This window comes from Myxococcus sp. MH1, from assembly GCF_059738865.1.
Window position 1 is genome coordinate 1,532,135 of record NZ_AP026947.1, and the last position, 23,695, is coordinate 1,555,829.

24 protein-coding genes are annotated in these 23,695 nt (G+C 70.8%); 11 read left to right on the forward strand and 13 right to left on the reverse strand.

The window, feature by feature from the left end:
* The first annotated feature begins 16 nt into the window (after nt 1-16).
* Nucleotides 17-865 (forward strand): aldo/keto reductase, encoded by an 849-nt coding sequence (locus tag AC6JA9_RS06305; RefSeq protein WP_223746170.1) that lies wholly within the window; start codon nt 17-19, stop codon nt 863-865.
* Here the strand turns inward: AC6JA9_RS06305 and kdsB are convergent, their stop codons facing one another.
* Nucleotides 866-1,609, reverse strand: a complete 744-nt coding sequence (kdsB, locus tag AC6JA9_RS06310) for a 3-deoxy-manno-octulosonate cytidylyltransferase (protein WP_141328716.1) — start codon at nt 1,607-1,609, stop codon at nt 866-868.
* Between the two features lie 105 nt (nt 1,610-1,714).
* On the opposite strand from kdsB, the gene wecB reads away from it, so the two are divergent.
* Both wecB and AC6JA9_RS06320 read left to right on the forward strand, forming a co-directional pair.
* On the forward strand, nt 1,715-2,845 hold the full coding sequence (gene wecB / locus AC6JA9_RS06315; RefSeq protein ID WP_141328718.1) for a non-hydrolyzing UDP-N-acetylglucosamine 2-epimerase: 1,131 nt from the start codon (nt 1,715-1,717) through the stop codon (nt 2,843-2,845).
* A 413-nt stretch (nt 2,846-3,258) separates the two neighbouring features.
* Nucleotides 3,259-4,338, forward strand: coding sequence for an RluA family pseudouridine synthase (locus AC6JA9_RS06320; protein ID WP_223746171.1), 1,080 nt, complete (start codon nt 3,259-3,261; stop codon nt 4,336-4,338).
* A gap of 66 nt (nt 4,339-4,404) precedes the next feature.
* Here AC6JA9_RS06320 and purF read toward each other — a convergent pair whose 3' ends face one another.
* Nucleotides 4,405-5,793, reverse strand: a complete 1,389-nt coding sequence (gene purF, locus AC6JA9_RS06325; RefSeq protein ID WP_223746172.1) for an amidophosphoribosyltransferase — start codon at nt 5,791-5,793, stop codon at nt 4,405-4,407.
* Nucleotides 5,794-5,937: 144 nt separating this feature from the next.
* On the opposite strand from purF, the gene AC6JA9_RS06330 reads away from it, so the two are divergent.
* The 3 genes from AC6JA9_RS06330 to AC6JA9_RS06340 all read left to right on the forward strand — a co-directional run bounded on the left by AC6JA9_RS06330 (nt 5,938) and on the right by AC6JA9_RS06340 (nt 8,930).
* Nucleotides 5,938-7,248, forward strand: a complete 1,311-nt coding sequence (locus AC6JA9_RS06330; protein WP_267697925.1) for a neutral/alkaline non-lysosomal ceramidase N-terminal domain-containing protein — start codon at nt 5,938-5,940, stop codon at nt 7,246-7,248.
* Nucleotides 7,249-7,373: 125 nt separating this feature from the next.
* A complete protein-coding gene (locus AC6JA9_RS06335) occupies nt 7,374-8,051 on the forward strand; it encodes a hypothetical protein (protein ID WP_408888027.1) in 678 nt (225 codons plus the stop codon).
* A 90-nt stretch (nt 8,052-8,141) separates the two neighbouring features.
* Nucleotides 8,142-8,930: a crotonase/enoyl-CoA hydratase family protein gene (locus AC6JA9_RS06340; RefSeq protein ID WP_223746175.1), complete on the forward strand. Its 789-nt coding sequence runs from the start codon at nt 8,142-8,144 to the stop codon at nt 8,928-8,930.
* Nucleotides 8,931-8,960: 30 nt separating this feature from the next.
* On the opposite strand, the gene yhbY is transcribed toward AC6JA9_RS06340, so the two are convergent.
* From yhbY to AC6JA9_RS06355, 3 genes are all read right to left on the reverse strand, one after another.
* Nucleotides 8,961-9,251, reverse strand: coding sequence for a ribosome assembly RNA-binding protein YhbY (gene yhbY, locus AC6JA9_RS06345; protein WP_141328741.1), 291 nt, complete (start codon nt 9,249-9,251; stop codon nt 8,961-8,963).
* A 61-nt stretch (nt 9,252-9,312) separates the two neighbouring features.
* Nucleotides 9,313-11,043, reverse strand: coding sequence for a J domain-containing protein (locus tag AC6JA9_RS06350; RefSeq protein ID WP_223783433.1), 1,731 nt, complete (start codon nt 11,041-11,043; stop codon nt 9,313-9,315).
* 1,090 nt (nt 11,044-12,133) lie between these two features.
* A complete protein-coding gene (locus tag AC6JA9_RS06355; RefSeq protein ID WP_223746177.1) occupies nt 12,134-12,946 on the reverse strand; it encodes a hypothetical protein in 813 nt (270 codons plus the stop codon).
* Between the two features lie 191 nt (nt 12,947-13,137).
* Between AC6JA9_RS06355 and AC6JA9_RS06360 the strand changes: the two genes are divergently transcribed.
* The gene (locus tag AC6JA9_RS06360) at nt 13,138-13,854 is read left to right on the forward strand and encodes a TSUP family transporter (RefSeq protein ID WP_255652742.1); all 717 of its coding nucleotides are present in this window, start codon (nt 13,138-13,140) and stop codon (nt 13,852-13,854) included.
* Nucleotides 13,855-13,862: 8 nt separating this feature from the next.
* Here the strand turns inward: AC6JA9_RS06360 and AC6JA9_RS06365 are convergent, their stop codons facing one another.
* Entirely contained in the window at nt 13,863-14,378 is a 516-nt protein-coding gene (locus AC6JA9_RS06365; protein ID WP_141331012.1) for a YfbM family protein, read from the reverse strand.
* Between the two features lie 196 nt (nt 14,379-14,574).
* Here AC6JA9_RS06365 and AC6JA9_RS06370 point away from each other — a divergent pair, with 196 nt between their 5' ends.
* A complete protein-coding gene (locus tag AC6JA9_RS06370; RefSeq protein WP_223746178.1) occupies nt 14,575-15,066 on the forward strand; it encodes a hypothetical protein in 492 nt (163 codons plus the stop codon).
* 3 nt (nt 15,067-15,069) lie between these two features.
* Here the strand turns inward: AC6JA9_RS06370 and AC6JA9_RS06375 are convergent, their stop codons facing one another.
* The 4 genes from AC6JA9_RS06375 to AC6JA9_RS06390 form a co-directional block, all read right to left on the reverse strand.
* Nucleotides 15,070-15,339 (reverse strand): hypothetical protein, encoded by a 270-nt coding sequence (locus AC6JA9_RS06375; RefSeq protein ID WP_223746179.1) that lies wholly within the window; start codon nt 15,337-15,339, stop codon nt 15,070-15,072.
* A gap of 103 nt (nt 15,340-15,442) precedes the next feature.
* Entirely contained in the window at nt 15,443-16,075 is a 633-nt protein-coding gene (locus tag AC6JA9_RS06380; RefSeq protein ID WP_223746180.1) for a hypothetical protein, read from the reverse strand.
* Nucleotides 16,076-16,138: 63 nt separating this feature from the next.
* Nucleotides 16,139-16,945 (reverse strand): hypothetical protein, encoded by an 807-nt coding sequence (locus AC6JA9_RS06385; RefSeq protein ID WP_223746181.1) that lies wholly within the window; start codon nt 16,943-16,945, stop codon nt 16,139-16,141.
* Nucleotides 16,946-17,033: 88 nt separating this feature from the next.
* Nucleotides 17,034-17,318, reverse strand: a complete 285-nt coding sequence (locus AC6JA9_RS06390) for a hypothetical protein (protein WP_223746182.1) — start codon at nt 17,316-17,318, stop codon at nt 17,034-17,036.
* Between the two features lie 232 nt (nt 17,319-17,550).
* Between AC6JA9_RS06390 and AC6JA9_RS06395 the strand changes: the two genes are divergently transcribed.
* The 3 genes from AC6JA9_RS06395 to AC6JA9_RS06405 all read left to right on the forward strand — a co-directional run bounded on the left by AC6JA9_RS06395 (nt 17,551) and on the right by AC6JA9_RS06405 (nt 20,719).
* Complete coding sequence (locus AC6JA9_RS06395) at nt 17,551-19,785, forward strand: zinc-dependent metalloprotease (protein WP_497959263.1); 2,235 nt, start codon at nt 17,551-17,553, stop codon at nt 19,783-19,785.
* A 158-nt stretch (nt 19,786-19,943) separates the two neighbouring features.
* The gene (locus AC6JA9_RS06400) at nt 19,944-20,429 is read left to right on the forward strand and encodes a flagellar hook-length control protein (protein ID WP_141331020.1); all 486 of its coding nucleotides are present in this window, start codon (nt 19,944-19,946) and stop codon (nt 20,427-20,429) included.
* Between the two features lie 137 nt (nt 20,430-20,566).
* Nucleotides 20,567-20,719, forward strand: a complete 153-nt coding sequence (locus tag AC6JA9_RS06405) for a hypothetical protein (protein ID WP_497959264.1) — start codon at nt 20,567-20,569, stop codon at nt 20,717-20,719.
* Nucleotides 20,720-20,769: 50 nt separating this feature from the next.
* Here the strand turns inward: AC6JA9_RS06405 and AC6JA9_RS06410 are convergent, their stop codons facing one another.
* The 3 genes from AC6JA9_RS06410 to AC6JA9_RS06420 form a co-directional block, all read right to left on the reverse strand.
* Nucleotides 20,770-21,279, reverse strand: a complete 510-nt coding sequence (locus tag AC6JA9_RS06410; RefSeq protein WP_141331022.1) for a biotin/lipoyl-containing protein — start codon at nt 21,277-21,279, stop codon at nt 20,770-20,772.
* A 27-nt stretch (nt 21,280-21,306) separates the two neighbouring features.
* Nucleotides 21,307-22,827: an acetyl-CoA carboxylase biotin carboxylase subunit gene (accC, locus tag AC6JA9_RS06415; RefSeq protein WP_223746185.1), complete on the reverse strand. Its 1,521-nt coding sequence runs from the start codon at nt 22,825-22,827 to the stop codon at nt 21,307-21,309.
* Between the two features lie 187 nt (nt 22,828-23,014).
* Complete coding sequence (locus tag AC6JA9_RS06420; protein ID WP_046711263.1) at nt 23,015-23,626, reverse strand: hypothetical protein; 612 nt, start codon at nt 23,624-23,626, stop codon at nt 23,015-23,017.
* Between the last annotated feature and the right edge of the window lie 69 nt (nt 23,627-23,695).

Consider the following 23,695-nt stretch of genomic DNA (forward strand, 5'->3'; position numbering starts at 1 on the left):
GACACGGAGGTAGGCCATCGAGCAGCGCGTCTTCGGCGGTACCGGCAGGCAGGTTCCCGTCCTCGGGCAGGGGACATGGCAGATGGAGGAGGATGACCGCGACGAGGCCATCCGCTCGCTGCGCGCGGGGTTGGACCTGGGGCTCACGCATGTGGACACCGCGGAGCTGTACGGCCATGGCCGCGTGGAGGAGTCCATCGTCTCCGAGGCCATCGCCGGCCGGCGTCAGGAGGTCTTCCTGGTGTCGAAGGTGATGCCGTCCAACGCGACGTACGCGGGCACCCTGGCCGCGTGTGAGCGGAGCCTGAAGCGGCTGCGCACCGACGTGTTGGATTGCTACCTGCTGCACTGGCCCGGTTCGCATCCGCTGGAGGAGACGGTGCGCGCCTTCGAGAAGCTGGTGGCGGACGGGAAGATTCGCTCGTGGGGTGTGAGCAACTTCGGTGTGGCGGAGCTGGAGGAGCTCGTCGAGCTCGCGAAGCCGGAGCGCGTCGCGTGCAACCAGGTGCTGTACCACCTGGAGGAGCGCGCCATCGAACACGCGGTGCTGCCCTGGTGCGAGGCGCGTGGCATCGCGGTGGTGGGCTACAGCCCGTTCGGCAACGGGCGCTTCCCTCGTCCCGACAGTCCGGGCGGGCGCGTGCTGGAGGCGGTGGCCCGCGCGCATGGCGTCACGCCCCGGCAGGTGGCGCTCCAGTTCCTGGTGCGCAGGCCCTCGCTGTTCGCCATCCCGAAGGCGAGCCGCGTGGCGCACCTGCGCGACAACGCCGCGGCCGCGTCGCTGAGGCTGTCGCGGGAGGAGCTGGCGCGCCTGGACGCCGCGTTCCCGCTGGGGGCCTACAGCGACGAGCTGCCGATGCTCTGACTACAGCAGGCCCTTCTCGCGCATGACGGCCTCGACCTTCGCGACGTCGGCGGGGATGTCCACGGCCACCGTGCGCCAGGAGACGCGGGCGCAGCGGATGGAGATGCCGTGCTCCAGCGCGCGCAGCTGCTCCAGCTTCTCCGTCTCCTCGAGCGGCGTGGGGGCCAGCTCGGCGAGGCGCAGCAGCACGTCGCGTCGGTAGCCGTACAGGCCGATGTGGCCCCAGCGGGGGACGGGGGTGCCCGTCTCGCGGGCGTGGGGGACCAGGCTGCGGCTGAAGTAGAGCGCGTCGCCGTTGAGCGCGAGCACCGCCTTCACCACGTGCGGGCTCTCCGCCTCGTCGGCCTCCAGGGGGCGCACGAGGGTGCCCATGCGCACGGCGGTGTCGTCGAAGAGGCCGGCGAGGGCCTCGAGCGCGGCCGGGTCGACCAGGGGCTCGTCGCCCTGGACGTTCACCCAGACGTCCACGTCCGGACGGGCGCGGGCGACCTCGGCCACGCGGTCCGTGCCGGTGGCGCAGGCCGGGCTGGTCATCACCGCGCGGCCGCCGAAGGACTCGACGGTGGCGCGGATGCGCTCGTCGTCGGTGGCGACCCAGACCTCGTGGAAGACGCCTGCTTCCTGACAGCGGCGCCAGACATGCTCCACCATGGGACGGCCGGCGATGAGGGCGAGCGGCTTGCCCGGGTAGCGGGTGCTGGCGTGACGGGCGGGGATGACGGCGATGGTGCGCGAGGAGGGCATGGCACACTCCGTCTATCAGATTCAGAACGGACGCTGGCCCCCGGATGGGTGGGCGCCCCGCAGCCACTAGGCATCCGACCCGGCGTGCCTAGCTTGGCTGGCGACATGAAGAAGGTCATCCACATCGTCGGCGCGCGCCCGAACTTCATGAAGGTCGCGCCCATCCACCGCGCCATCGCCGCGCGGAATCAGCTCCAGCAGGTCCTGGTCCACACGGGACAGCACTACGACGTCAAGATGAGCGACGTCTTCTTCTCGGACCTGGGGCTGCCAGCGCCCGAGGTGCACCTGGGCATCGGCTCCGGGAGCCACGCGCAGCAGACGGCCAAGACGATGGTGGAGCTCGAGCGGGTGTTCCTCGAGCACAAGCCGGACCTGGTCTCCGTCGTCGGTGACGTCAACAGCACCGTCGCCGCCGCGCTCGTGTCGTCGAAGCTGGGGATCGCGCTCGCGCACGTCGAGGCGGGCCTGCGCAGCTACTCGCGGCACCAGCCGGAGGAGATCAACCGCGTCGTCACGGACCGGCTGTCCGACCTGCTGCTCACGCCTTCTCGCGACGCCGACGCGAACCTCCTGAAGGAGGGCGCGGACCCGGAGCGCATCCACTTCGTGGGCAACGTGATGATCGACTCGCTGCTCGCCTCGAAGGAGCGGGCGGACCAGCTGCCCGTGCTGAAGACCCTGGGCGTGGAGCCTCGCGGCTACGCGGTGTGCACGCTCCACCGGCCGTCCAACGTGGATGACCCGAAGCTGCTCGGGGGGCTGCTGTCCGCCATCGCGCACGTGGCTTCGCGCGTGCCGGTCATCTTCCCGGTGCACCCGCGCACGCGGAAGATGATTTCGGAGCAGGGCCTGGGGTCGTGGTTCGAGCGCAGCCCGAACCTGCGCCCCGTGGACCCGATGGGCTACCTGGAGTTCCTCGCGCTGACGTCGCAGGCGAAGTTGATCCTCACCGACTCGGGCGGTCTGCAGGAGGAGACCACGGCGCTGGGCGTGCCGTGCCTCACGCTGCGCGAGAACACCGAGCGCCCCATCACCGTGGAGCAGGGCACCAACGAGGTGGTGGGCACGGACCCGGACCGCATCCGCGAGTCGGCGGACCGCGTGCTCGATGGTCAGGGCAAGAAGGGCCGCATCCCCGAGTACTGGGATGGGCGCTCCGGCGAGCGCATCGCGGACCTGTTCGCGCGCTTCCTGGGCGTGAGCGACGACGCCCGGCGCGCGGCTTCGGCGTGAGCGTGTGACGGCGCACGGTGGGGCTCGTGTGGGCTTCACCGTGTGGCGCGTGCCGCCTCGGCGCCAGGATGTGAGTGCGCATGTGATGGGGGCCCGTGTGGGCTTCACCACGTGGCGTGTGCCCGCCTCGGTGTGACGTTGTGAGGGCGTAAGCGACGGGGACATGTTTGGGCTTCACCGTGTGGCGCGTGTCTGCATCCGCGTGAGGCTGTGACCGCGTACGCGGCGGGGGAGTGAGGACTCCTCCAGGTGGCGTGTTTCCGCAGGGGCTCGTCGACGTCGGCGTGAAGCCGCTTCGATGCGCAGGTCCTTCTGTTTCCGCGCTGGCTCGGGTGGTGCCTCGTCGTGAGGCCTCCCGACCCTGAAGGGTTCGGACTGTGCGCCGTCCCGCGCCGTGTTAGAGCGCGGAGGTGATGCACGGCGAGAAGGATTCATCGGCGGAGGACTCCTCCCCTGAGCAGGAGCCCTCCGAGCAGGGGGGCTCGAGTCGTGCGCCCGCGTCGGACGCCGCTCCCGAGGGCTTCGTCGACATCTCCTTCGTCGTCGAGCCCAACTATGCGGGCTGGCGCCTGGAGGACTACCTGGGCCAGAAGCTGCGCCGCATGCCGCGCGAGCGTCTGGCCGGCATCATCCTGCGCGGCGTCCGCTGCGAAGGACGGCGGCTGAAGCCCTCCACGCCCGTGTACCCTGGCTTGGCCTTCCGCCTGCGCCGCCCCGGCAGCGAGGAGCCGGAGACGCCCACCACGCTGCCCGTCGTCTTCCAGGATGAGTGGCTGCTGGTGCTCGACAAGCCCGCGGGTCTCCCCATCCATCCGACGGCGCGCTACCACAAGGGCACCCTCGTCTCCATCCTGCGCGAGCGCTTCGGGGAGCGCTTCGCCGAGCCCGCGCACCGTCTGGACCGCGAAACCAGCGGCCTGGTCGTCTGCGGTCGCACCACCGAAGCCTGTCGTGTGCTCGGCCGGCTCTTCGTCTCGCGCGACGTGCACAAGGAGTACCTCGCCCTCTGTGAGGGACATCCTCCCGAGGACACCTTCACCGTGGATGCCCCCATCGCCGAGGGCACCGAGCTCATCCGCATCGCCGTGCGCATCGACGCCGTCGAGGGCAAGCCGAGCCGGACCCGCTTCCAGGTGCTCCAGCGATTCACGCGCGATGGTGAGCCCTTCGCGCTCCTGCGCTGCTTCCCGGAGACGGGACGTCAGCACCAGATTCGCATCCACCTGCGTGAGGCGGGCTTCCCGCTGGTCGGCGACAAGATGTACGGCCCGGACCCCGGCTACTTCGACCGCTTCAGCAAGCACAGCCTGGAGCCCGAGGCCTGGTCTCGACTGCGACTGCCCCGACACGCCCTGCACGCCGAGCGCATCGTGTTCCCGCACCCCGGCACCGGCGCGGAGGTCTCGTTCTCGGCGCCGCTCCCCTCGGACCTCGCGGACTTCATCGCGGGCGCGCCCCTGCCGCCTCCGCCCTCCACGGCACCCAGCCGTTGAAACGACGAAGGCCCCCGACCCGATGAAGGGCAGGGGGCCTGGGGCCTCACGCGCGCATGCGCGGCGTCAGGCGGTGAGCTTGTTGGCTTCCTGCGCGGAGCCGGCCATCTCCCCGAGCAGGTACTGACCGGAGAAACACGCCGTGCAGAAGCTGCCCCGGCTGGGGTCTCCCACAGCCTCGCCCAGGCCCTCGATGGAGATGTAGCCTAGCGAGTCCGCCGTGACGTAGCGGGCAATCTCGTCCGTGCTGTGGCTCGCGGCGATGAGCTCCTGCCGGCTGGGCGTGTCGATGCCGTAGAAGCAGGGCCACTTCGTCGGCGGCGAGGAGATGCGCAGGTGCACCTCCAGCGCGCCGGCCGCCTTGATCATCTTCACGATCTTGCGGCTCGTCGTGCCACGCACGATGGAGTCGTCCACCACCACCACGCGCTTGCCCTTGATGACGTTGCGCACCGCCGACAGCTTCAGCTTCACGCCGAAGTGACGGATGGACTGCTGCGGCTCGATGAACGTCCGGCCCACGTAGTGGCTGCGGATGAGCCCCACGTCATACGGAATCCCGCTCTGCTGCGAGAAGCCGATGGCCGCCGCCACGCCCGAGTCCGGCACCGCGATGACCAGGTCCGCGTCGGGCGCCGGCTGCTCGCGCGCCAGCTGCATGCCCATGCGCTTGCGCACCTCGTACACGCTGTTGCCGAACAGCACCGAGTCCGGCCGCGCGAAGTACACCTGCTCGAAGATGCACCGGCCCAGCCGCGCCGGCTCCGCGAACGGCTTGCTCGTGCGCATGACGCCGTTCTCGATGACGAGCAGCTCACCGGGCTCCAGCTCGCGCACCACGTCCGCCTCGATGAGGTCCAGCGCCGTCGTCTCGCTGGCGAGCACGTACGCGCCTTCCTTCATCCGCCCGAGCACCAACGGCCGGATGCCCAAGGGGTCCCTCACCGCGACCAGCTTGTTCTCGGTGAGCACCAGCAGGCTGTAGGCGCCCTCCACCTTGCGCAGGGCCTCCACCAGCTTCTGCTCGAAGCTCCCCTGTCGCGAGCGCGCGAGCAGATGGAGGATGACCTCCGTGTCGGCGTCCGACTGGAAGATGGCTCCGTCGGCCTCCAGCTTCTCCTTCAGCGCCGCCGCGTTGACCAGGTTGCCGTTGTGCGCGATGGCGCACTGACCGCCCGCGTACTGCACGAAGAGCGGCTGCGCGTTCTTGAGCTGGCTGCCGCCCGCCGTCGAATAGCGCACGTGGCCGATGGCCGACTGACCGGGCAGGCCGGCGAGCACTGGCGCATCGAAGATGTCGGCCACCAGCCCCATCTGACGGTGGGCCCGCAGGCCATGACCATCAGAGGCGACGATACCCGCGGACTCCTGCCCGCGATGCTGCAGGGCGTGCAGCCCCAGGTACGTCAGGTTGGAGGCCTCGGCGTGTCCCGTGATTCCGAAGATGCCGCACATGGCGCGCTGCCTTACTCCTTTCGGGCGGTGAGCGGAACAGGAACGCACGCCCCTCTGGTGGGTATTCCACCCGTCACCGGAGTCGGCCGATGTGGGCAGACGAGCCTCGCGGCGAGTGCCGCATGCCGTTAGTCTGCGCACCGCATGGTGTTTCCACGACGAGCCTCCTGGCGTTCCCTGTTTCCCCTGGTCTTGCTCACCGTGGGTGCCGCTTATGCATTGGGTTCCTGGAACTGGTGCGGCACGTGGGCGGAGCGCGCGCCGGTGCTGCTGTCGCAGGTGAAGGGCGAGGGGCCGCTGCGCGCGGGCGCGGCGAAGGTGGCCCTGGCGCCGCCGTTCCCGGTGGTGGTGGCGGGGTACTCGCCGCCGCGTCCCGACGCGACGCAGTCCGACCCGCCGCTCCATGCGCGCGCGGTGGTGTTGGAGGCGGGGGGCTCACGCGTGGGGCTGGTGTCGCTGGAGCTGCTGCTCGTCACGGATGTGGTGACGGCGCGGGTGCGCGAGCACGCGAAGACGCTGGGGCTGCAGGATGTGTTGGTGCTGGCCACGCACACGCACTCGTCGCTCGGGGGCTATGACTCGCGGCTGGTGTCGCAGCTCGTCGGCACGGGGCGCTATCGGGAGGACTCGGAAGCGACGGTGGTGGCCGCGGCGAGCGCCGCGCTCGGGCAGGCCGCCTCCTCGCTCACGGACGTGACGCTGGAGCTGGGGGAGGCGAAGGAGTCCTCGTATGTCTACACGCGCTCGGGTGGCACCGCGCCGGATGGGACGCTGACGCGCGCGGTGCTGCGCGGTGAGGCAGCGCCCGTGGCGGAGCTGCTCTTCTTCGCGGCGCACCCGGCGATGGTGCCTCGGCAGCGCGCGTACGTGGACCCAGACTATCCGGGCCGCTTGAGCACGCTGCGCGAGTCCGAGGGCAGCGGCGTGACGCTGTTGTTGCAGGGCGCGGTGGGCAACGCGTCGGTGGCGTACTCGGAGGGGCAGGGGCTGGAGCGGGTGTCGGGCTTCGCGCGGGCCTTGTCGGAGCTGGCGGGCAAGGCGCCCCTGGCTTCGGCGGGGCCGTCGGTGCGGCTGTCGCTGGCGCGCGCGGAGGCGGTGATGCCCCGGCCGGATGCGTCGCGGCTGGTGCCGGCCTTCACCCGGGCGGCTGGGGATAACTTGTTGTGCAGCTCCGCCGAGCGCGTGGCCGAGGTGTCCGCGTTGGTGTTGGGGCCGCTGGAGCTGGTGACGGTGCCGGGCGAGCCCACGGTGGACGCGGGCGCGGAGCTGGTGCGGCGCACGGGGGCCTCGGGCGTGCTGGGGCTCGCGGGGGGCTACGTGGGCTACGTGGAGACTCCGGACCTGGTGAACGCGAAGGGCGGAGAGTCGCGCAGGCAGTACTTCGGGCCCGCGTTGCTGGAGCGCCTGGGCGTGGCGGCGGAGCTGGCCGCGAGCACGGCGGGCTTCACGCGCTGACGGTGGTGTCACCCGCGTGCATGCGCGGGATTGCACTCGTCCTGGCGTGCTGGGTGTGTCGGGCCCCGGATTGACAGGCCGCGACGCGGTGGCCTGAAGTCCCGCGGGAGAGGGGGGGATTTCCGATGCAACTGCGATGCGTGGTGGGCGTGCTCGCCGTGGTCCTCGTGGGGCTGCCGGCGTGGGGGCAGCATCTGCCCGAGTCTCCCGGAGACAGGGACTCCGCCTCGTTGTCTCCTCCCTTGGTGTCCGTGCCGGACGCGGCGGTGCCCGAGTCCTCCGCGCAGGCTCGCTCCGCGTCACTCGCGGCGCATCCTTATCGACGTGGCACGCACCTCTCCCTGGGCATCTTGTTGGGCGGCGCGGGGCTGGTGTCGGGCGCCATGGTGGGGCTCGTCGCGGGCAACTGGCTGGCAGGCTGTGCTGGCTTTCCCTGCTGGAACAGCGTGGGGCTCGCGTTCTCGCTGGGGGTGGGCTCGTCGCTTGGCGCGGCCAGCGGTGTCTACCTCTCGGGGCGATGGCTTCAAGGGGAGGGCAGCTTCGGCTACACGCTGCTGGGCGCGGCGATCGGCGCGATGCCGTCATCATTGCTGCTCAGCAGCAACAGCCCCGGTGTGGCGACCATCGGCGTGCTCAACCTGGTCGTAACGCCCATCCTGGGCTCGTTCGTCGGCTATCGCCTCTCACACTCCTCCACGGTGCGCGCGCGGGAGCGCAGGCTCTCGCAGCAGGTGGTCGTGGTGCCCTCGTTCGCCCGGACGAGGGAGGGGAGCCTCGTGGGTGGATTGGCGGGGCGGTTCTGAACGTCGTGCGGTGGACGGCGTGACACGCGTGATGGTGCGCGCGGCGCCGCGTGGCGGACAATGCGCGTCCACCTTCACCGTGGAGCGCAGATGAGCCCGTCGGACCCTCGCATCACCCTGGAAGTGCGCGGACACCTCGCCCTCATCGGCATCCACCGGCCGGAGAAGCGCAACGCGTTCGACGTGGGCATGCTGCGCGGTCTCTCGTCCGCGGTGACGGAGGCGGACCGGCATCCGGACGTGCGGTGCATGGTCATCTTCGCGGTGGGCGACCACTTCTCGGCGGGGCTGGACCTCGCGAGCGTCGCGCCCGCGCTCTCCAGCGGCGAGCCGCTCTACGCGGAGGGGTTCATCGACCCGTGGGGCATCCAGGGGCCGCCGCGCACCAGGCCCCTGGTGCTCGCCGTCCAGGGACTGTGCCTCACGCTGTCCATCGAGCTCGTCCTCGCCGCGGACATCACCGTGGCCTCGGAGGACGCGCGCTTCGGACAGATTGAAATCAAGCGCGGCATCTTCCCGTTCGGCGGCGCCACGGTGCGCTTCCCCCAGCGCGCGGGCTGGGGCAACGCCATGCGGTGGCTGCTCACCGGCGATGAGTTCGACGCGCGCGAGGCCTACCGCATCGGCCTGGTGCAGGAAGTGGTGGAGCGCGGCCGGCACCTGGAGCGGGCGCTCGCCTTGGCGGAGACGGTGGCGAAGCAGGCCCCGCTGGGCGTGCAGGCGACGCTCGCGTCCGCGCGACAGGCGGTGCACGAAGGGCCCGACGCAGCCAGGGCCGCGCTGCTGCCCCGGCTGCTGGAGCTGGTGAAGACGGAGGACGCCGCCGAGGGCGTCCAGTCCTTCCTCGAGCGCCGCGAGGCCCGCTTCAGCGGCAAGTGAAGCGGACATGCGGGGCCCGGGGACGGTCCGTCAGAACTTCTCGAACTTGGACTTCTCCTTGCGCTTCTTGAAGAGCAGCGCCGTGCGGCCCAACAGCTGGGCCAGCTCGGCGCTGGTGCCCTCGGCGAGGCGCGCGGCGGCTTCCTGGCGCGACTCGGGGCCCTCGTTGATCTTCACCTTGATGAGCTCGTGGTCGTGCAGCGCCTGCTCGACGGCGGCGATGACGCCCTCGGTGACGCCGGATTGACCGACGATGACCACCGGCTCCAGGTGGTGTCCGAGCGCGCGCAGATGGCGGCGTTGCTTCCCGGTGAGCGACACGTTGCTGTCTCCTTCGACTCCACCCGCGGGGCCCCTGGCCCCTCCGGATGGGGGGCGCACCCTACTTCTTCTGGGCCGCCATGCGAATCTCCCGCTGAGCGTCGATGTGGTCTGGCTGAAGCTCCACGGTCCGCTTGAAGTGCTTCAGCGCCCCCGCGGTGTCTCCCGTCAGCTTCGCAATCACCCCGAGGAAGTAGTGCGCCGGCGCACACCGCTCGTTGCGCTTGATGGCGTTCTGGATTTCCCGGAACGCCTCCGGCTGCGCCGCCTTCTTGTCCGTCGCCGTGAAGAACCGCGCATAGCCCCGCCAGGCGTAGAACTCCGCCTCCTCGGCGTTGAGCTGGATGGCCTCGTTCAACATCTTCACGGCCTCCGGGAACTTGCGCGCCTTCACCAGGATGCACGACTTCTGGAAGAGCTCCTCCGCCATCAGGATGGCGTTGATGTCCACCTCCGCCCCGGCGCCACCACTCTTCAGCTCCTCGAGATAGGCCGCCCGGCTCTTGTCGTCGGACAGCGTCCGGTACGCATCGCCGATGTAGGCGAACACCTCGGCCTTGAGCTTCTCGAGCTCCGGCGGCGCCCCCTGTGGGAGCGTGTCCGGGTGGTACAGCTTGGCCAGACGGAAGTAGGCGACCTTGACCGCGCTGCCGTCCGCCTGCTCCGCCAACCCCAGCCGCTGGAAGTGGTTCTGCTGCTTCAACGCCATCGCCAGCTGCTTGAGCGCTGGAATCTCGTCGGCGCCCGGCGGAGGGCCGGAGACCGTGGGCGGCGCCGGACGTGCTGCCGCGGCGGGCGCGGGGCTCGCCGGACGGGCTGGCGCCGCGCCGACGACGGGCGGAGGACGGGGGGCCGCGGCGGCTCCAGGAGGATTGCCCGGACGGGCCGCTGCCGGCGCGGCGGCACCCGGCGGATTGCCCGGGCGCGCGGCCTGCGGTGAGCCCGCTCCCGGGGGATTCCCAGGCGCGGCGGTCGGAGCCTGTGCCCCCGGTGGCGGGGCCGGGCGGGGCGCGGCCGTGGGACCCGCGGTGGGCGCAGGACCGGGCTGCGCGGCGGCCGTGGGGCCCGCCACCGTCGCGGGGGCCGGGCGCGCGGCCGCGAAGGACACCGCGTCCAGCTCGCGCAGCAGGAAGGCCAGGCGCAGCAGGTGGTCGGCGTCCTGCGGGAAGTCCGCGAGGAGCTGCGACACCGAGCGCACTCCATCGATGACCGTGAGCGCGCGAACCTCGTGCGGCGTCAGCCGCAGCTCGCTGGCGGCCACCATCCCACCCGACTTCATGATGGGCAGGTTGAGCACCGGCATGAGCCGACGCTTGATGTCCGCGGAGGGCATGCGGCGCACCGTGTCGCTGAGCACCGCCCACCGGTTGCCCAGCGGCATGGCCTTGTTGCCCGCCAGCTCCCGCAGCTCGAAGGCGAACATGCCGGACTCGGCGCGCAGGCCCTTGAACAGGATGCTGGAGGCTCGCTGCGCCAGAATCGAGAACGCGCTGGCGGGCTGGAGCAGACCGAGTCCGAAGAGCGCGGCGAGCAGGTCTCCGCCGAAGCGCTCCTTGGCGGACTCGGCTTGCTGGAGCTGCTCGGGCGTGAGCAGCCGCGCGCCCATCAGCGACGTGCCCAGCGAGTCCTCGGGGTGGTTGGAGTCGACGAACTCCGGGTTGCCCTTGCGGAAGTGAATCAGGGTGACCCGGTCCGTGAGCGCCAGCTTGAGCAGGCCCGTCTGCTCCGCGGAGGCGATGCGGCCGAAGAGGTTCAGCGGCGAGGTCTGCTCGAGCTGCCCCTGCGAGGGCATCGCGTAGGGCGAGGACTCCGTGGAGACGGCGGGCGCGGCTGCCGTGGAGGGGAAGGGGGCTGCTGGAGGGACGGCTCCCGCCTGCGGCGTGGCGACCTGGGGCTGTCCGGTGGCCGCGTTGGGCGGCGCGACGGGCCGTGCGACGGCTCCGGGGGCTCCGGGGGCCGCACCTGGAACTTGAGGCCGTGCGGCCTGCATCGGGTTGCCTTGCGCCCGAGGATCCCCCGGTCGAACCCCTGGACCCGCCATGGGGACCCCTGGACCCGCCATGGGGACCCCTGGACCCGCCATGGGGACCCCTGGGCCTGCCATGGGGACACCTGGTCGAGCCACGGGTGCTCCCGGGCCTGCCATCGGGGCTCCTGGGCCCGCCATCGGGACACCTGGGCCCGCCATGGGGACACCTGGACGCCCGGTTGCACCGGGCCCCGCCATGGGCGCACCTGGGCCCGCCATGGGGACACCTGGACGCCCGGTTGCACCGGGCCCCGCCATGGGCGCACCCGGGCCCGCCATGGGAACTCCTGGGCGTGCGATCGGCGCGGCACCTGGCCCCGCCATCGGCGCGGCACCTGGCCCCGCCATCGGCGCGGCACCTGGCCCTGCCATCGGCGCGGCACCTGGGCCCGCCATCGGTACTCCCGGTCCCGCCATCGGCACGCCCGGACCGGCCATGGGCGCCGCACCCGGCCCCGCCATGGGCACACCGCCCGGCCCTGCCATGGGGACACCGGGGCGCGCTACCGGGGCCTGGGGCCCGGGGCCGAGGTTCGCCGGCGCGCCGTCACCCCACAGCTCGCGCGGGAACACCTCGCGGGCCTCGGGGAAGCGCCAGGGGAAGGCGAAGTTCAGCCCGTCCTCGGAGACCTGGAGCTTGCCCTTGATGGCGCCGCTGTCGATGAGCAGCTCGATGGTCGGCAGGGTGAGGGGCCCCCACAGGGTGCCCCTGTCGTTGCGGACCCAATATTGACGGACGTCACCCTCCGCCATGCGCGGTTCTGCTCCATTCCTGCTGCGAGAAGACGGCAACCCTACCGCTCTCCCAGGAAGGCTCAAAGCAGACGGCGGGGCGGAGGGCTCATACCCTGTGTCAGGGCGTGGCCCCGTCCAGCACCGCCATCCCCAGGACCGACAGGCAGGCCGGGTCCGCCTGCTGCTCGACGGGCGGGTCGAAGCAGTGCACCTCGCTGTCGAACACCTTGCAGATGCCCGAGGGCGTGGACGCACACGCCGACTTCGAGAACGCCGTCGTGCACGCATATCCACACGCCGGGCCGGACTCCGTGTTGCGGCACTCCGGCGCGGGAATCGCGCGCTTCCAGGTGCACAAAGCCGCCGCAGGCGGGTCGAAGCAGGTGATGCGCCCGCTCGAAATCTTGCACACCCCCGCCGGCGTCCGGGTGCACCGCACGCCCTCTGACGCGTTGAGACAGTTGTAGCCACACGTCAGCTCCACCCCGTTGCTGCGGCAGTCCGCGCGGGGCGTCTCCTTGCCGTACACCGCGAAGACCACCGCCGGCGGGTCGAAGCACTCCACCTCGCCTCCGCGCGCCTTGCACACCCCGGCCGGCGACTTCGCGCACTTCACCCGGCCCGGCTGCGTCACGCAGTGGTAGCCACACGCCACCGCCCCGTCGATGGCCTTGCACTCGGGCTCCGGCAGCGCCGCGCCATACGCCTTCACCACGTACGCCGGCGGGTCGAAGCACACCGCCTGCCCGTCGATGAGCTGACAGCGCCCCTGGGGCGTCTGCGCACAGCGGGCGCGGTTCGAGTCGGACTTGCACCCATATCCACACGCCACCTGGCTGTTCATCATCCGGCAGGTGGGCGCGTTGGGGTCCTGCGAGGGTGGAGCCGAGGCCAGCGTGAGCGCCAGCACGGTGAAGAGGGAGGCGAGCATGAAGACCTCGGAGGTGAAACGACCGGGGCATTGACGCCCAAGGTGGCGGGGGACGCAAGAAGCGAGCAGCCGCGACGGCGCCCGTGGTACCCAGGCGCCGCTCGAGGCGAGGGAGACACAGGGTGGACCTACTGGTGGACGTCAGTGCGCAGCACCTGCTGCTGCTGTGTGTCGCGGCGCTGGTGGCGGGCATGGTGGATGCCATCGCGGGCGGCGGCGGGCTCATCACGCTGCCGGCGCTGCTGACGGCGGGGCTGCCCCCGCACGTGGCGCTGGGGACCAACAAGGGGCAGTCCGTGTTCGGCTCGTTCGCGGCGCTGGTGCGCTTCTCGCGCGCGGGGCTGGTGGACTGGAAGCTGGCGCGCGTGACGTTCCCCTTCGGCCTGGGCGGCGCCTTCGCGGGCGCGGCGCTGGTGCTGCTGGTGAAGCCGGAGGTGCTCAAGCCGCTGGTGCTGGTGCTGCTCATCGCCGTGGCGGTGTTCCTCGCCTTCCGCCGCGCGCCGCCCAAGGCCCCCGCGCACGCGGAGCCCTCGCCCCGCTCGCGCGCCCAGGCCATCGGCGCGCTCATCGCGCTGGCCGTCGGCACCTATGACGGGTTCTTCGGCCCGGGCACGGGCACCTTCCTCATCGTCGGCTTCAACACGCTGCTGGGCCACGGCCTGGCGCGAGCGTCCGCGGACGCGAAGGTGGTGAACTTCGCCTCCAACCTGGCGTCCGTCATCCTGTTCTCGCTCAAGGGCGTGGTGCTGTGGAAGGTGGCGCTGCCCATGGCCGCGGCGCAGTTCACCGGCGCGTGGCTGGGCGCGCACCTGGCGGTGAAGGGCGGCGACACCCTGGTGCGCAAGGTGGTGCTCGCCGTGGTGCTGGCGCTGGTGCTGAAGCTGGGACGCGACGTGGTGATGGGCTGAGACGGCCTTCAGCCGATGTGCACCAGCAGCGCGCCGTCGCGGCGGGACACCTGGGCGACGAACTTCTGGAGCTCCTCGAAGTAGGAGAGCACCTCCTCGAGCGGGTCGCTGTCCTCGGGCGGCTCATCCCAGGTGCCGGGGTAGATGTCCTGGGCCTGCATCTTCGCCGGGTCGAAGCGGCGGCGCAGCGTGTTCTCGGAGACGTCCTTCAGCGCGGTGGCGAGCGCCTTCACCTGCGCGGGCGCGAAGACGCGCGCGGTGCCCTCGTCGGAGGGGATGTCGCCCACGTCGTCACCGCCGCGGACGAGGAAGTCCAACGGCGCGCTGCCCTCCCATGCGGTGCCGGTGAGCAGGTACTGGAGGGCATGCCACGCCTCGCCGATGTCCAGCTCCAGGAACGCTCCGCCCTTCGGGTCTCCGAAGTCCTCGTCGTCGTCGAGGAAGTCCTCCAGGCGCTCGGGGGCCTGAAGCAGGGCGCCGCGCTGCGCCTCCGTGACGCTGCGCAAGGTGCAGAGCATCTCCATGCGGGGGACCTCGTGTGACGCGAAAGCCGGGGGAAGTGGAGCGGCGCCGGACCCTACCAGTCCCGGGCGAGCGTGCGGAATTTCGATGCGGGCCCCTCCGCCCCCAGGTCCACCGACGCGGGCCGCGAGTCCTCGGAATGCTAGGCTTCCGACGTCGGGCCGTCGTCCTCGCGGGTGGAAGCCAGGGAGCTCGGGTATGCACCGAGGGGTTCGTTGGGTCATCGCCATCGCGGGCGTCGGGGTGTCGCTGTCGCTCGCGGCGCTCCTGCGGCGGCAACTGGCGCAAGAGCCCCGACCCAAGGTCGCCACCGCTCGGGTTTCCGACGCGGGTTCGCCGGACGCGGGCTCGATGCCCATCGAGGACCCCGAGGACCCCCGCACGCTGGCGCCTTCTCAACTGGGGCGCGTCTATGTGCGGACGCTCGACCCCTGGGGGCTCAAGCCGGTGCCGGGAATCACGGTGGCCATCGTGAGCGAGGGCCAGCCGCGTCGGCTGCATCCGGAGCAGTTGAAGACGGATGCGCAGGGCATGGCCCGCTTCCCCAAGGTGCGCGCGGGCGTGTTCACCGTCTGCGCGAAGGGGCCGCGCCACATCGAGACGTGCCAGATGAACCTGGAGCTCTCACCGGACAGCAGCCACACCGTGGAGCTGTCCATGACGGAGCGCTCCACGGCCGCTGGCAGGTGACGCTCAGCAGGGCAGCCAGGGACCCACGCCGCGCTCGCACGAGTCGTAGCAGACGGAGATGGCCTGGGCGCACACCTCGCTCGAGACCCCGCACTGGGACGGACACCAGGCGTTGGCCTGGTAGCACTCGTCCCAGCAGGAGACCTGGGCGCTCGTCGAGGTCTCGGTCTGGGGCGCCTCCGGGCTCACCGGCTCGCTCGCGGGCGCGCCGCCACCACAGCCGAGGAGGGACAGGCAGACGGCGAGGGACGCGAGGAAGGGGCGCAGCTGCATGGAGGTGCTCCGTGGCGTGGGGGATGACCGCGGACACCACTGTAGCCGAATGGCAGATGCAGACTCGTTCCCAGTTCGGCGTGCCGCCGCGCGCCCCGCACGGCTAGCTGCAGACGCGGCTCTTCACGGGACAGGGCAAGTCGAAGCTGCCCTCCACCCGGATGGTGCGCTCGGTGGCGTCCTTCTTGTTGGCGGAGCTGTGCGTGCGGGCGGTGAACTTGAACGTGCCCGCGACGCCGCGGCCGTCGAACCGGGTCAGCACCAGGACGCCGGGCACGGTGAGCATGTAGTTGACGCCCTTGAGGCGCAGCGCCACGGGCAGCTCGCCGGGCTTCTCGTCCAGCGTGACGAGCGGGTACGCGCCGGGCTTGAAGGGAACGCTCTCCTTGGTGTTCTGCCCGGAGAGGATGCTCAGGCTCGCCGACTGGATGCCGCCCGCGCTGATGCAGTGGATGGACAGGGGGCCGCTCATCGTCCCCTTCGCCGCGAGCTTCGCGGCGGCGGCCTGGACCTTCTTGGGGTCCTGCTTCATCCGGCTGTGGATCTTCTCGTAGACCGCGCGCATCTCCTCGGGAGACATCCAGTGGTCCGAGGTGGCGGACTGCGTGCCGCCCTTGCCGGAGAAGGCCAGCTGCAGGCCTCCCATCACCCGGACCTCACAGGTGCCCTCGCGCCGCGCCGCGAGCGCGGGCAGCGAGCAGAGCATCACGAGGGCGACGGCGGCGGCGTGTCGCATGGGGCGGCTTTCCGGGGCAGGGGGCGGCACGAGGCCGCCCGGTGGTTCCCGGACTGTAGAACGTCAGGGCGTCGGAGAGGCGCTCTTCGGGGTGCCGGTCTCCGGCGGCCGGTCGATTTCCTCGGCCGGGAAGTTGGCGGCCGCCTCCAGGTAGCGCGGCGGCTGGATGCGGCGGCGGTCGCGCTTGTTGAGCCCCTCGGGCTCCACGTAGGTCGGCTCCGCGCCGGCGCGCTGCTCCACGAGGGAGCCGTCGCAGAAGTGCCACCGGAAGGTGCCGTCCATTGCGGCGCGCGCGTAGAACACCGTGGCCTCGCCAATCTTCGGGTCGGCGGTGCACCACGTGCCGCGCGCGGTGGCCTCGCGCTGGGGCGACTCCTCCTTCCACTTGTCCTGGGCCTGGCGCAGCGACACGGCGGCGAGCACCGAGTCCGCGCTGGACAGCCGCTCGCGCGCCTCCTTCACCAGCTCCCCACCCCGGCGCGAAATCTCCGGGAAGGCGCCCTTGTCCTTGAACCCGCACTGCGCGAGGCCCCGGAGGTTGTTCTCGTGGACCGCCAGCACCGGCGGCAGCGTCTGCTGGGCCTCCTTCAGGAGCTCCACCTGCTTCGCATGGTCCAGCGAGGCGGGCGTGTCGAGCTTGTCGGTGCCGTTGACGAAGCGCGCCAGCACGCCGTTGACGGCCGTCAGCTCGTCCGACAACCAGCGCTGCTCCGCGTCACAGGGGCTGGCCTTGGCACCCCCGTAGTCTCGGTAGTCCGCTCGGGAGATGCCCAAGCTGTAGTGCAGGACCGGAGGGGCGGGCCGGGACGCGCACGCCGACAGCGACGCGCCCAGGGCCGCGAGCAGGACTCGGCGACCAGTGACCTTCATGACGCCCCAGTCTGCCATCTGGTTTGCGTGCGAACAAACCACGAGGCGGGCCGGGGCGCCGTTTCACACTAGGAGTGTGAGGGAGTGACTAGAGCGGGCACACGATGGGCCCGCGGCTGCCACAGACGTTGCGGGGGATGAAGTAGTGGCCGAGCTCGTCGCTCCAGTACGCGTACATCTGCAGGCCGTTGTTGCAGCGCACCGAGGGCGTCATGACGATGCAGTGCAGGTCCTCGTTGTACTCCAGGGCGGCCTCCGTCTGGGCCAGCTCGGGGGCGGCCGCCTCGGGCTGCCCGTCCAGGGCCTCGGTGCCACCACAGCCCGCCAACAGCACGCCAGCCAACCACAGCCCCTTCATGTTCCAGCTCCGCATGGTGCCTCCAAGTGAGCGACCGCTCGGGTCGAACTGAGTAGCAAAAGCATCTGGGTTGCGCGGGTCGCATTTAAAGTCGCGGACGGCTCCCGGCGGGGCGGAGAAATCGTGTCCCCTCCCAGGAAGATGGTGCGGGCGCGTCGTTGACCCGTGGGTGGGCGCGCCTCCTCGCGCGTCCCGGACTCGGAGACACGCGATGCGCGGACGCAGGCGGTTCCCTCGGTGCTCGTGGGTGGGAGTGCTTTCGCTGGCCCTGCTGTGGGGCACGGGCTGTGGCGAGGCTCCGCCCGACACTCCGGACGTGGCGCTGCCGGACGAGGTGCTGGAGGGGGCCTTCGTGGCGGTGCCGCGGGAGGTGGGGGCCGCCGAGCGACAGCAGGTGGAGCAGAAGCTGCGAGGCGTGGTGGAGGACTCGGGGCGCGGCTTCTACCTGGCCATCCGTCGGGACCAGCTGGCGACGAAGTGGTTCTTGTCCGCGTACATCCAGCAATACCACCCGGGAGGCGCCGCCTACTTCGCGGCCAACTCGCTGGGCACGCGCGTGGTGAGCTTCAAGGAGCAGAACGGCAAGCTGTTCGTCCTGGATGTGGATGACCGCAAGGTCCTGAGCGACATCTTCGACCCGCAGGTGTTGGTGGAGGCGTATCCCATCGTGGAGGACCACCCGCCGTTCCACCGGCGGCGGGGCTCGGAGCAGTACGTGCTCATCGACCCGGCGGCGGGGCTCAACCGCTTCGGGGTGATGGGGGACCTGAACGCGGTGATGATGCGCGCGCAGTTCCAGGTGGAGCTGAGCCTGGCGCAGAAGCTGCGGCCCATCGCGGACGGCGTCACCTTCGAGCAGGTCTTCACCGGCTACTCGAACCTGCCGGATGACATGGCGCCGCTGTACCTGGAGGAGAACCCCTTCCGCACGTCGGGCACGCTGAGCATCGCGCTGCGCCGCTACCAGGAGAGCCCGAGCTACGTGCCCACGCCCGCGCCCGCGCGGGAGCACTACTTCCTGAGCGAGCCGAAGCTGATTCCGAACACGGGAGGCGCCACCGAGCGCGTGGCCGCGAAGTGGGCCATCCAGCCGGGCATGACGCCCATCCGCTGGCGCATCACACCCAGCCTGCTCACGGTGCAGGCGGACCCGCGCTTCCAGGCGTATGACCTGGTGGGCGCGGTGAAGCGGGGCATCGAGGGATGGAACACGGCCTTCGGCTTCCCGGCGCTCGAGGCGGTGATGGGGGACAGCTCGAGCGACTTCGGCCGCGATGACGAGAACCACCTCATCGTCGACCCGGACCGCGCGGCGTCGTTCGCTTTCGCCGATTGGCGGACCAACCCGAACACCGGCGAGATTCGTGGCGCCAGCATCTACCTGGGCAGCAACTGGCTGGAGGTGGCGCACCAGACCTTCTCAGGGGACGTGGGCGCGCTGGTGGCCACCGAGCGCCCCGCCTCGTCGCTGCGGATGTCCTGGGCCGGCATGGGGGGCGAGGCGCGGTGTGACTTCCACTCCGAGGCGCTGCTCGAGCAGGGCGAGCAGGGGGCGGAGCTCCTCGTCGAGCCCGGCTCGCCGATGACCAAGAAGCAGAAGGTGGAGGCGTACCTCACGTACCTGGTGCTGCACGAGGTGGGGCACACGCTGGGGCTTCGGCACAACTTCGCGGGCTCACAGGTGTACGACGGCGGCGCGACGGGGGCGCGCTCCAGCTCGGTGATGGAGTACCTGGACCCTCGGGATGCCGTGTACGGCGACGCGCCGGGCGCCTACGACGTGCAGGCAGTGCGCTACCTCTATGGCCTGTCCCCGAACCTGCCCACCGAGCCGTACTGCACCGACGTGGACGCGCGCGTCGACCCGTCCTGCAACCGGTATGACCGCACGGACGAGCCCCTGACGAAGTTCTATGTGCCCGCGATGAACGTGGCGATGAACACCCTGCTGAATGTCTCGCACCCCCTCCTGTATGCGTCGCTGGCGGGCCGGTTCAACGCGACGGCCAACCCCGTGCTCCAGTTCGTGCGCGCGGGCAGCCCGGCGGTGCAGGCGCAGGCGTATCAGCTGGCGATGCAGCAGGTGCGCCCGCCGCTGGTCATCCCTCCTGGGGCTCCCGCTCACTACGCGTCGCGCGCGGATGACCTGGCGCGCAGGCTCCTGGCGCGGCTGTACCTGGACCCGGCGACGCAGCGAGGCCCCTTCAGCGCCAACCCGCCCGACTCCCCCGCGCTGACGTCGCTGGTGCTGGCGGACGTGCAGGGCATCCTGCTCAACGCGGATGGGGTGCGAGGGTACGTCGCGCGCCGCGCCATGGTGGACATCCTGAAGCTCCAGCAGACGCTGGCCGCGCACTCCATCCTGGTGTCCGCGCGGGACTCGCTCACCGCCGCGCTGCCCACGCTGAGCGCCGAGGACCGGCTGCAGACGACGGACCTGATTGCCCGCATCACCGCCGCGCTGTCTCCGTACTACCGCTGAAGGCCATGCGGCGCGCGCTCGGGGGCGGACGACCCCCGAGCGCAGGGCGGCTGTCGCCTGGCGGGCGATTGGCGCAGCGAATCAGGTTCTCCTGTTTTTCCGCTTGATCTTGTCTTTACGGATTGTGTTTGATGTCTGGCGAATCCAAGGAGACGACCATGCGACGAACGCTGAATACCCGGCTGGGATTGATGGTGCTCGTGTCGGTGCTGACCTCGCCTGTGGCCTTTGCCTCGGGCGGTTTTGGGATGTCGTGGCAGAAGCTGAGTCACTCGCAGGGGGTGGACCACATCGGCTGCTCCAACTGCAATGCGTACTCGGGGGAGATGGCGTGTACGCAGGCGCTGCCGGTGCTCTGCATCCAGCAGGACGGCTCCGCGGTTCCGCCGGGCGTGGTGCCGGACTTCTACAACGGCTGGGCGCGTGGGAACGTCGCCACGACGCTCCCCATCCGCGGCACGTCCCTGACGAGCCTGGCGACCGCGAATCAGCTGTGCTCGGACTCCTTCGGCGCGGGCTGGCGGATGGCCGAGTTCCATGACGGCTCTGGCGGTTGGAGCTGGTATGCGTATGGCAACGTCCGGTCCGATACCCGCCTGTGGGTCTACATCAACGACACCGCCGGGAACTGCTGGAACCCCTGAGTCGATTGCACCGCCGTGCTCCTGGCCGCATCTCCCGCCTCGAAGGGGGATGCGTGCGAGGGGAAGGTCCGGGTCCAACTCCAGGACGCAGCCGGGAGGGACGGACCTCGCGTCCGACTTCCAGTGGGGGCTGCTGGATGACCAGGGCTCGCCTGTGGACCGCTTCTTCGAGTCGCTCGGCGCCGCTGCCCGCGCCCTTGACGAAGTCGCTCACGCGCGTGGAGGACCTGGGGCTCGAGTCTGACGACCCCTACGCGGCGAGGCGCTTCGCACTGGCGCCCCGGCCCTGAACGACGGGTTGGCGGCGCGCGCGATTCAGGGCACGCGCCGCCACGCCTAGCTACTCGACGACGACGAGCTTCGCGTTGTTCTCCACGGTGGTGCCTTCCTTGGCGAACAGCTCGGTCACCTTGCCCGCCTTGGGGCTCTTGAGCTCGTTCTCCATCTTCATGGCCTCCACCACCACCAGGCCCTGGCCCTCCTTCACCTCGTCGCCCACCTTCACCAGCACCTTCACCACCTTGCCCGGCATGGGCGCGGTGACCAACTGCTTGCCCTCCACGGAGAAGCCCGCCGTGCCCGCGCGCAGCCGCAGCCGACGCTCGTCCGCGACGTCGAAGCGGCTCACCTGGCCGCGCAGCAGCACGCCCACCTCGTCGCCGTTCTCCTCGAACTCGACGCTGTAGGACTGGCCGTCCACCAACATGCTCATGGTGCCGTGCTCGAGCGCGAGCGCGTCCACCTGGTACGTGACGCCGTTGACGGTGAGCTTGTAGCGCTCGCCACCCAGCGCCTCCAGGTCCACCGGCACCGCTTCCTTCTGTCCCTGCTGCTTCGTGAAATAGCGCATGGAAGTCTCGTGAGCCTCAGGGTGGGGTTAGCGGCGACGCGAGCGCAGCGCCTGGCGCCACGCGCTGACCTGGCCCGTGTCGGAGCTGCTCGCGGCCTTGGCGCCGGGGAGCGTCTTGGCGCGCTTGGCATCGCGCTGGTGCGCGTAGACGACGCTCGCCAGCAGCGCCATCTCGCTGAGCTTCGGGTCCTCCACGCCCTGCAGCGTGGTGTGCTCGCGGCCGAGGAAGCCCGTGTCGTAGTCGCCCTCGACGAACTCCGGGTGCGCCAGAATCGCCCGCAGGTAGCGGATGTTGGTGGTGATGCCCTTCACCACGTACTCGGACAGCGCGCGCTGCGCCCGGGCGATGGCCTCGCGCCGCGTGGGGGCCCACACGGACAGCTTGGAGATCATCGGGTCGTAGACGTTGGGCACCGTGTACCCGGGGAACACGCCCGAGTCGTCGCGCACGTTGGGTCCGCCCGGCACGCGCAGGTACGTAATCTTGCCCGGGCTGGGCATGAAGTTGCGCGCGGGGTCCTCCGCGTACACGCGCACCTCGATGGAGTGGCCCTGCGGCGCGGGCGCCTGGAGCAGGGGCAGCTTCTCCCCCTCGGCGACCTTGATCTGCAGCGCGACCAGGTCCAGCCCCGTCACCCACTCCGTCACCGGGTGCTCCACCTGGAGGCGCGTGTTCATCTCCAGGAAGTAGAAGTTGCGGTGCACGTCGACCAGGAACTCCACCGTGCCCGCGCCCACGTAGTTGACGGCCTTGGCCGCCTTCACCGCGACCTCGCCCATCTTCGAGCGCAGCTCCGGCGTAAGGATGGGGCTGGGCGTCTCCTCCACCACCTTCTGGTGACGGCGCTGCGCCGAGCACTCGCGCTCGTTCAGGTGGATGACGTTGCCGTGCGTGTCGGCGAACACCTGGATTTCGACGTGGTGTGGCTTCTCGAGATACTTCTCGATGTAGACGGCGTCGTTGCCGAAGGCGTTGAGCGCCTCGCTCTTGGCGGAGCGCCACGCGGACTCGAAGTCACCGAGCCCCTCCACGCGGCGCATGCCCTTGCCGCCGCCGCCGCCCGCGGCCTTGAGCATGATGGGGAAGCCGATCTTCTGCGCGTACTCGCGTGCCTCGGCCTCCGTGGCGATGGGCTCGGTGGTGCCGGGGACCACGGGCACGCCGGCCTTGATCATGTTCGCGCGGGCGCGGGTCTTCTCGCCCATGGCGTCCATGGCGGAGGCCGGCGGACCGATGAAGGTGATGCCGGCGGCCTCGCAGGCGCGCACGAAGGAGGCGTTCTCGGAGAGGAAGCCATAGCCGGGGTGGATGGCGTCCGCGCCGGCGGCCTTGGCGGCGTCGAGGATGCGCTGCTGGACCAGGTAGCTCTCCCGGGAGGGCGGAGGGCCGACGAAGATGGCCTGGTCCGCGGTGCGGACATGCAGGGCGGCGCGGTCCGCCTCCGAGTACACCGCCACGGTGGCGATGCCGAGCTCCTTGCAGGTGCGCATCACCCGGATGGCGATCTCGCCGCGATTGGCGACGAGCACTTTGCGGATCTTGGGCATGGGCGCCCGTCTACCACGGGCCGCCTCGTTTTGCCTGGGTTGGATGCGGGCCCCGTTGTTGGCACGGAGCGCGTCCTGTCGGGCTCTCGGAGGGAGTGGAGGCTTCCACCTCCACGCTCGAGTCCACCCGGTACGCCTCGAACCTCTTCCGCCCGGAAGACCCCTCCGGGCGTCACATGCGCGCGCCCTACTTCCGCGCGCTGCGGTACTGCTCCATGTACGCCCGCGCCTGCGCGAGCTTCGCCTCGACGAACCGGTCATCCTCATCCGGCTCCGGAGGCTTGGACGGCACCGCGGCGGCGTCCCCACCGAAATCCACGGCCGCGGCCAGCAGGTTGCGCGCGGTGTTGCCACCCCCGAGCATCCGCGCCAGCAAGCCCGTCTCCACGTCCAGCCAGCGAGCGGCCTGGCGCATCACATCCAGCACCTCGCCCTCCACGGCCTTGGAGGGACGGCCCGGGCCGCTGACGCACGTGCGCGCGTAGCTGTGCTCCCGGTCCACGAAGATGCCCAGCGTGCGCTCCCGGAAGTCCTGGGAGATGGCCTGCGCCATCGCGTCGAGCTGCTCCTCCAGGAAGGGCTGCTCGGACTTGCGCGCCTTGCGGCCCGGGGCCGGGGGCAGGGCCACCTCCGCGGCGTGCCAGCCCGCATCGGCCAGCCCGTCCGGGGGCGTTTCCACCCACTTCACCTCCGGCGTGGGGAGGTCCACCGCCTCGCAGACACGCTTGAGCGTCTGACGCAGTGCGGTGAGGTTGCCTTCGACGTCGGCGAGAAACAGAAGGAGTCGGCGGTGGGGCAAAATGGGGGTTCCTTTCCTGGCCCGGTGAAAGCCCTCGGGCCGCACGAGAATTTCCCGCGCGGCCCGAGC

Excerpts from the sequence above, each read along its gene's own strand:
- kdsB (WP_141328716.1), bottom strand. The coding sequence starts at position 1,609 with ATGCCCTCCTCGCGCACCATCGCCGTCATCCCCGCCCGTCACGCCAGC.
- wecB (WP_141328718.1), top strand. The coding sequence starts at position 1,715 with ATGAAGAAGGTCATCCACATCGTCGGCGCGCGCCCGAACTTCATGAAG.
- AC6JA9_RS06320 (WP_223746171.1), top strand. The coding sequence starts at position 3,259 with ATGCACGGCGAGAAGGATTCATCGGCGGAGGACTCCTCCCCTGAGCAG.
- purF (WP_223746172.1), bottom strand. The coding sequence starts at position 5,793 with ATGTGCGGCATCTTCGGAATCACGGGACACGCCGAGGCCTCCAACCTG.
- AC6JA9_RS06330 (WP_267697925.1), top strand. The coding sequence starts at position 5,938 with ATGGTGTTTCCACGACGAGCCTCCTGGCGTTCCCTGTTTCCCCTGGTC.
- AC6JA9_RS06335 (WP_408888027.1), top strand. The coding sequence starts at position 7,374 with ATGCAACTGCGATGCGTGGTGGGCGTGCTCGCCGTGGTCCTCGTGGGG.
- AC6JA9_RS06340 (WP_223746175.1), top strand. The coding sequence starts at position 8,142 with ATGAGCCCGTCGGACCCTCGCATCACCCTGGAAGTGCGCGGACACCTC.
- AC6JA9_RS06350 (WP_223783433.1), bottom strand. The coding sequence starts at position 11,043 with ATGCCCTCGCAGGGGCAGCTCGAGCAGACCTCGCCGCTGAACCTCTTC.
- AC6JA9_RS06355 (WP_223746177.1), bottom strand. The coding sequence starts at position 12,946 with ATGCTCGCCTCCCTCTTCACCGTGCTGGCGCTCACGCTGGCCTCGGCT.
- AC6JA9_RS06360 (WP_255652742.1), top strand. The coding sequence starts at position 13,138 with ATGGTGGATGCCATCGCGGGCGGCGGCGGGCTCATCACGCTGCCGGCG.
- AC6JA9_RS06365 (WP_141331012.1), bottom strand. The coding sequence starts at position 14,378 with ATGGAGATGCTCTGCACCTTGCGCAGCGTCACGGAGGCGCAGCGCGGC.
- AC6JA9_RS06370 (WP_223746178.1), top strand. The coding sequence starts at position 14,575 with ATGCACCGAGGGGTTCGTTGGGTCATCGCCATCGCGGGCGTCGGGGTG.
- AC6JA9_RS06375 (WP_223746179.1), bottom strand. The coding sequence starts at position 15,339 with ATGCAGCTGCGCCCCTTCCTCGCGTCCCTCGCCGTCTGCCTGTCCCTC.
- AC6JA9_RS06380 (WP_223746180.1), bottom strand. The coding sequence starts at position 16,075 with ATGCGACACGCCGCCGCCGTCGCCCTCGTGATGCTCTGCTCGCTGCCC.
- AC6JA9_RS06385 (WP_223746181.1), bottom strand. The coding sequence starts at position 16,945 with ATGAAGGTCACTGGTCGCCGAGTCCTGCTCGCGGCCCTGGGCGCGTCG.
- AC6JA9_RS06390 (WP_223746182.1), bottom strand. The coding sequence starts at position 17,318 with ATGCGGAGCTGGAACATGAAGGGGCTGTGGTTGGCTGGCGTGCTGTTG.
- AC6JA9_RS06400 (WP_141331020.1), top strand. The coding sequence starts at position 19,944 with ATGCGACGAACGCTGAATACCCGGCTGGGATTGATGGTGCTCGTGTCG.
- AC6JA9_RS06405 (WP_497959264.1), top strand. The coding sequence starts at position 20,567 with ATGACCAGGGCTCGCCTGTGGACCGCTTCTTCGAGTCGCTCGGCGCCG.
- AC6JA9_RS06410 (WP_141331022.1), bottom strand. The coding sequence starts at position 21,279 with ATGCGCTATTTCACGAAGCAGCAGGGACAGAAGGAAGCGGTGCCGGTG.
- accC (WP_223746185.1), bottom strand. The coding sequence starts at position 22,827 with ATGCCCAAGATCCGCAAAGTGCTCGTCGCCAATCGCGGCGAGATCGCC.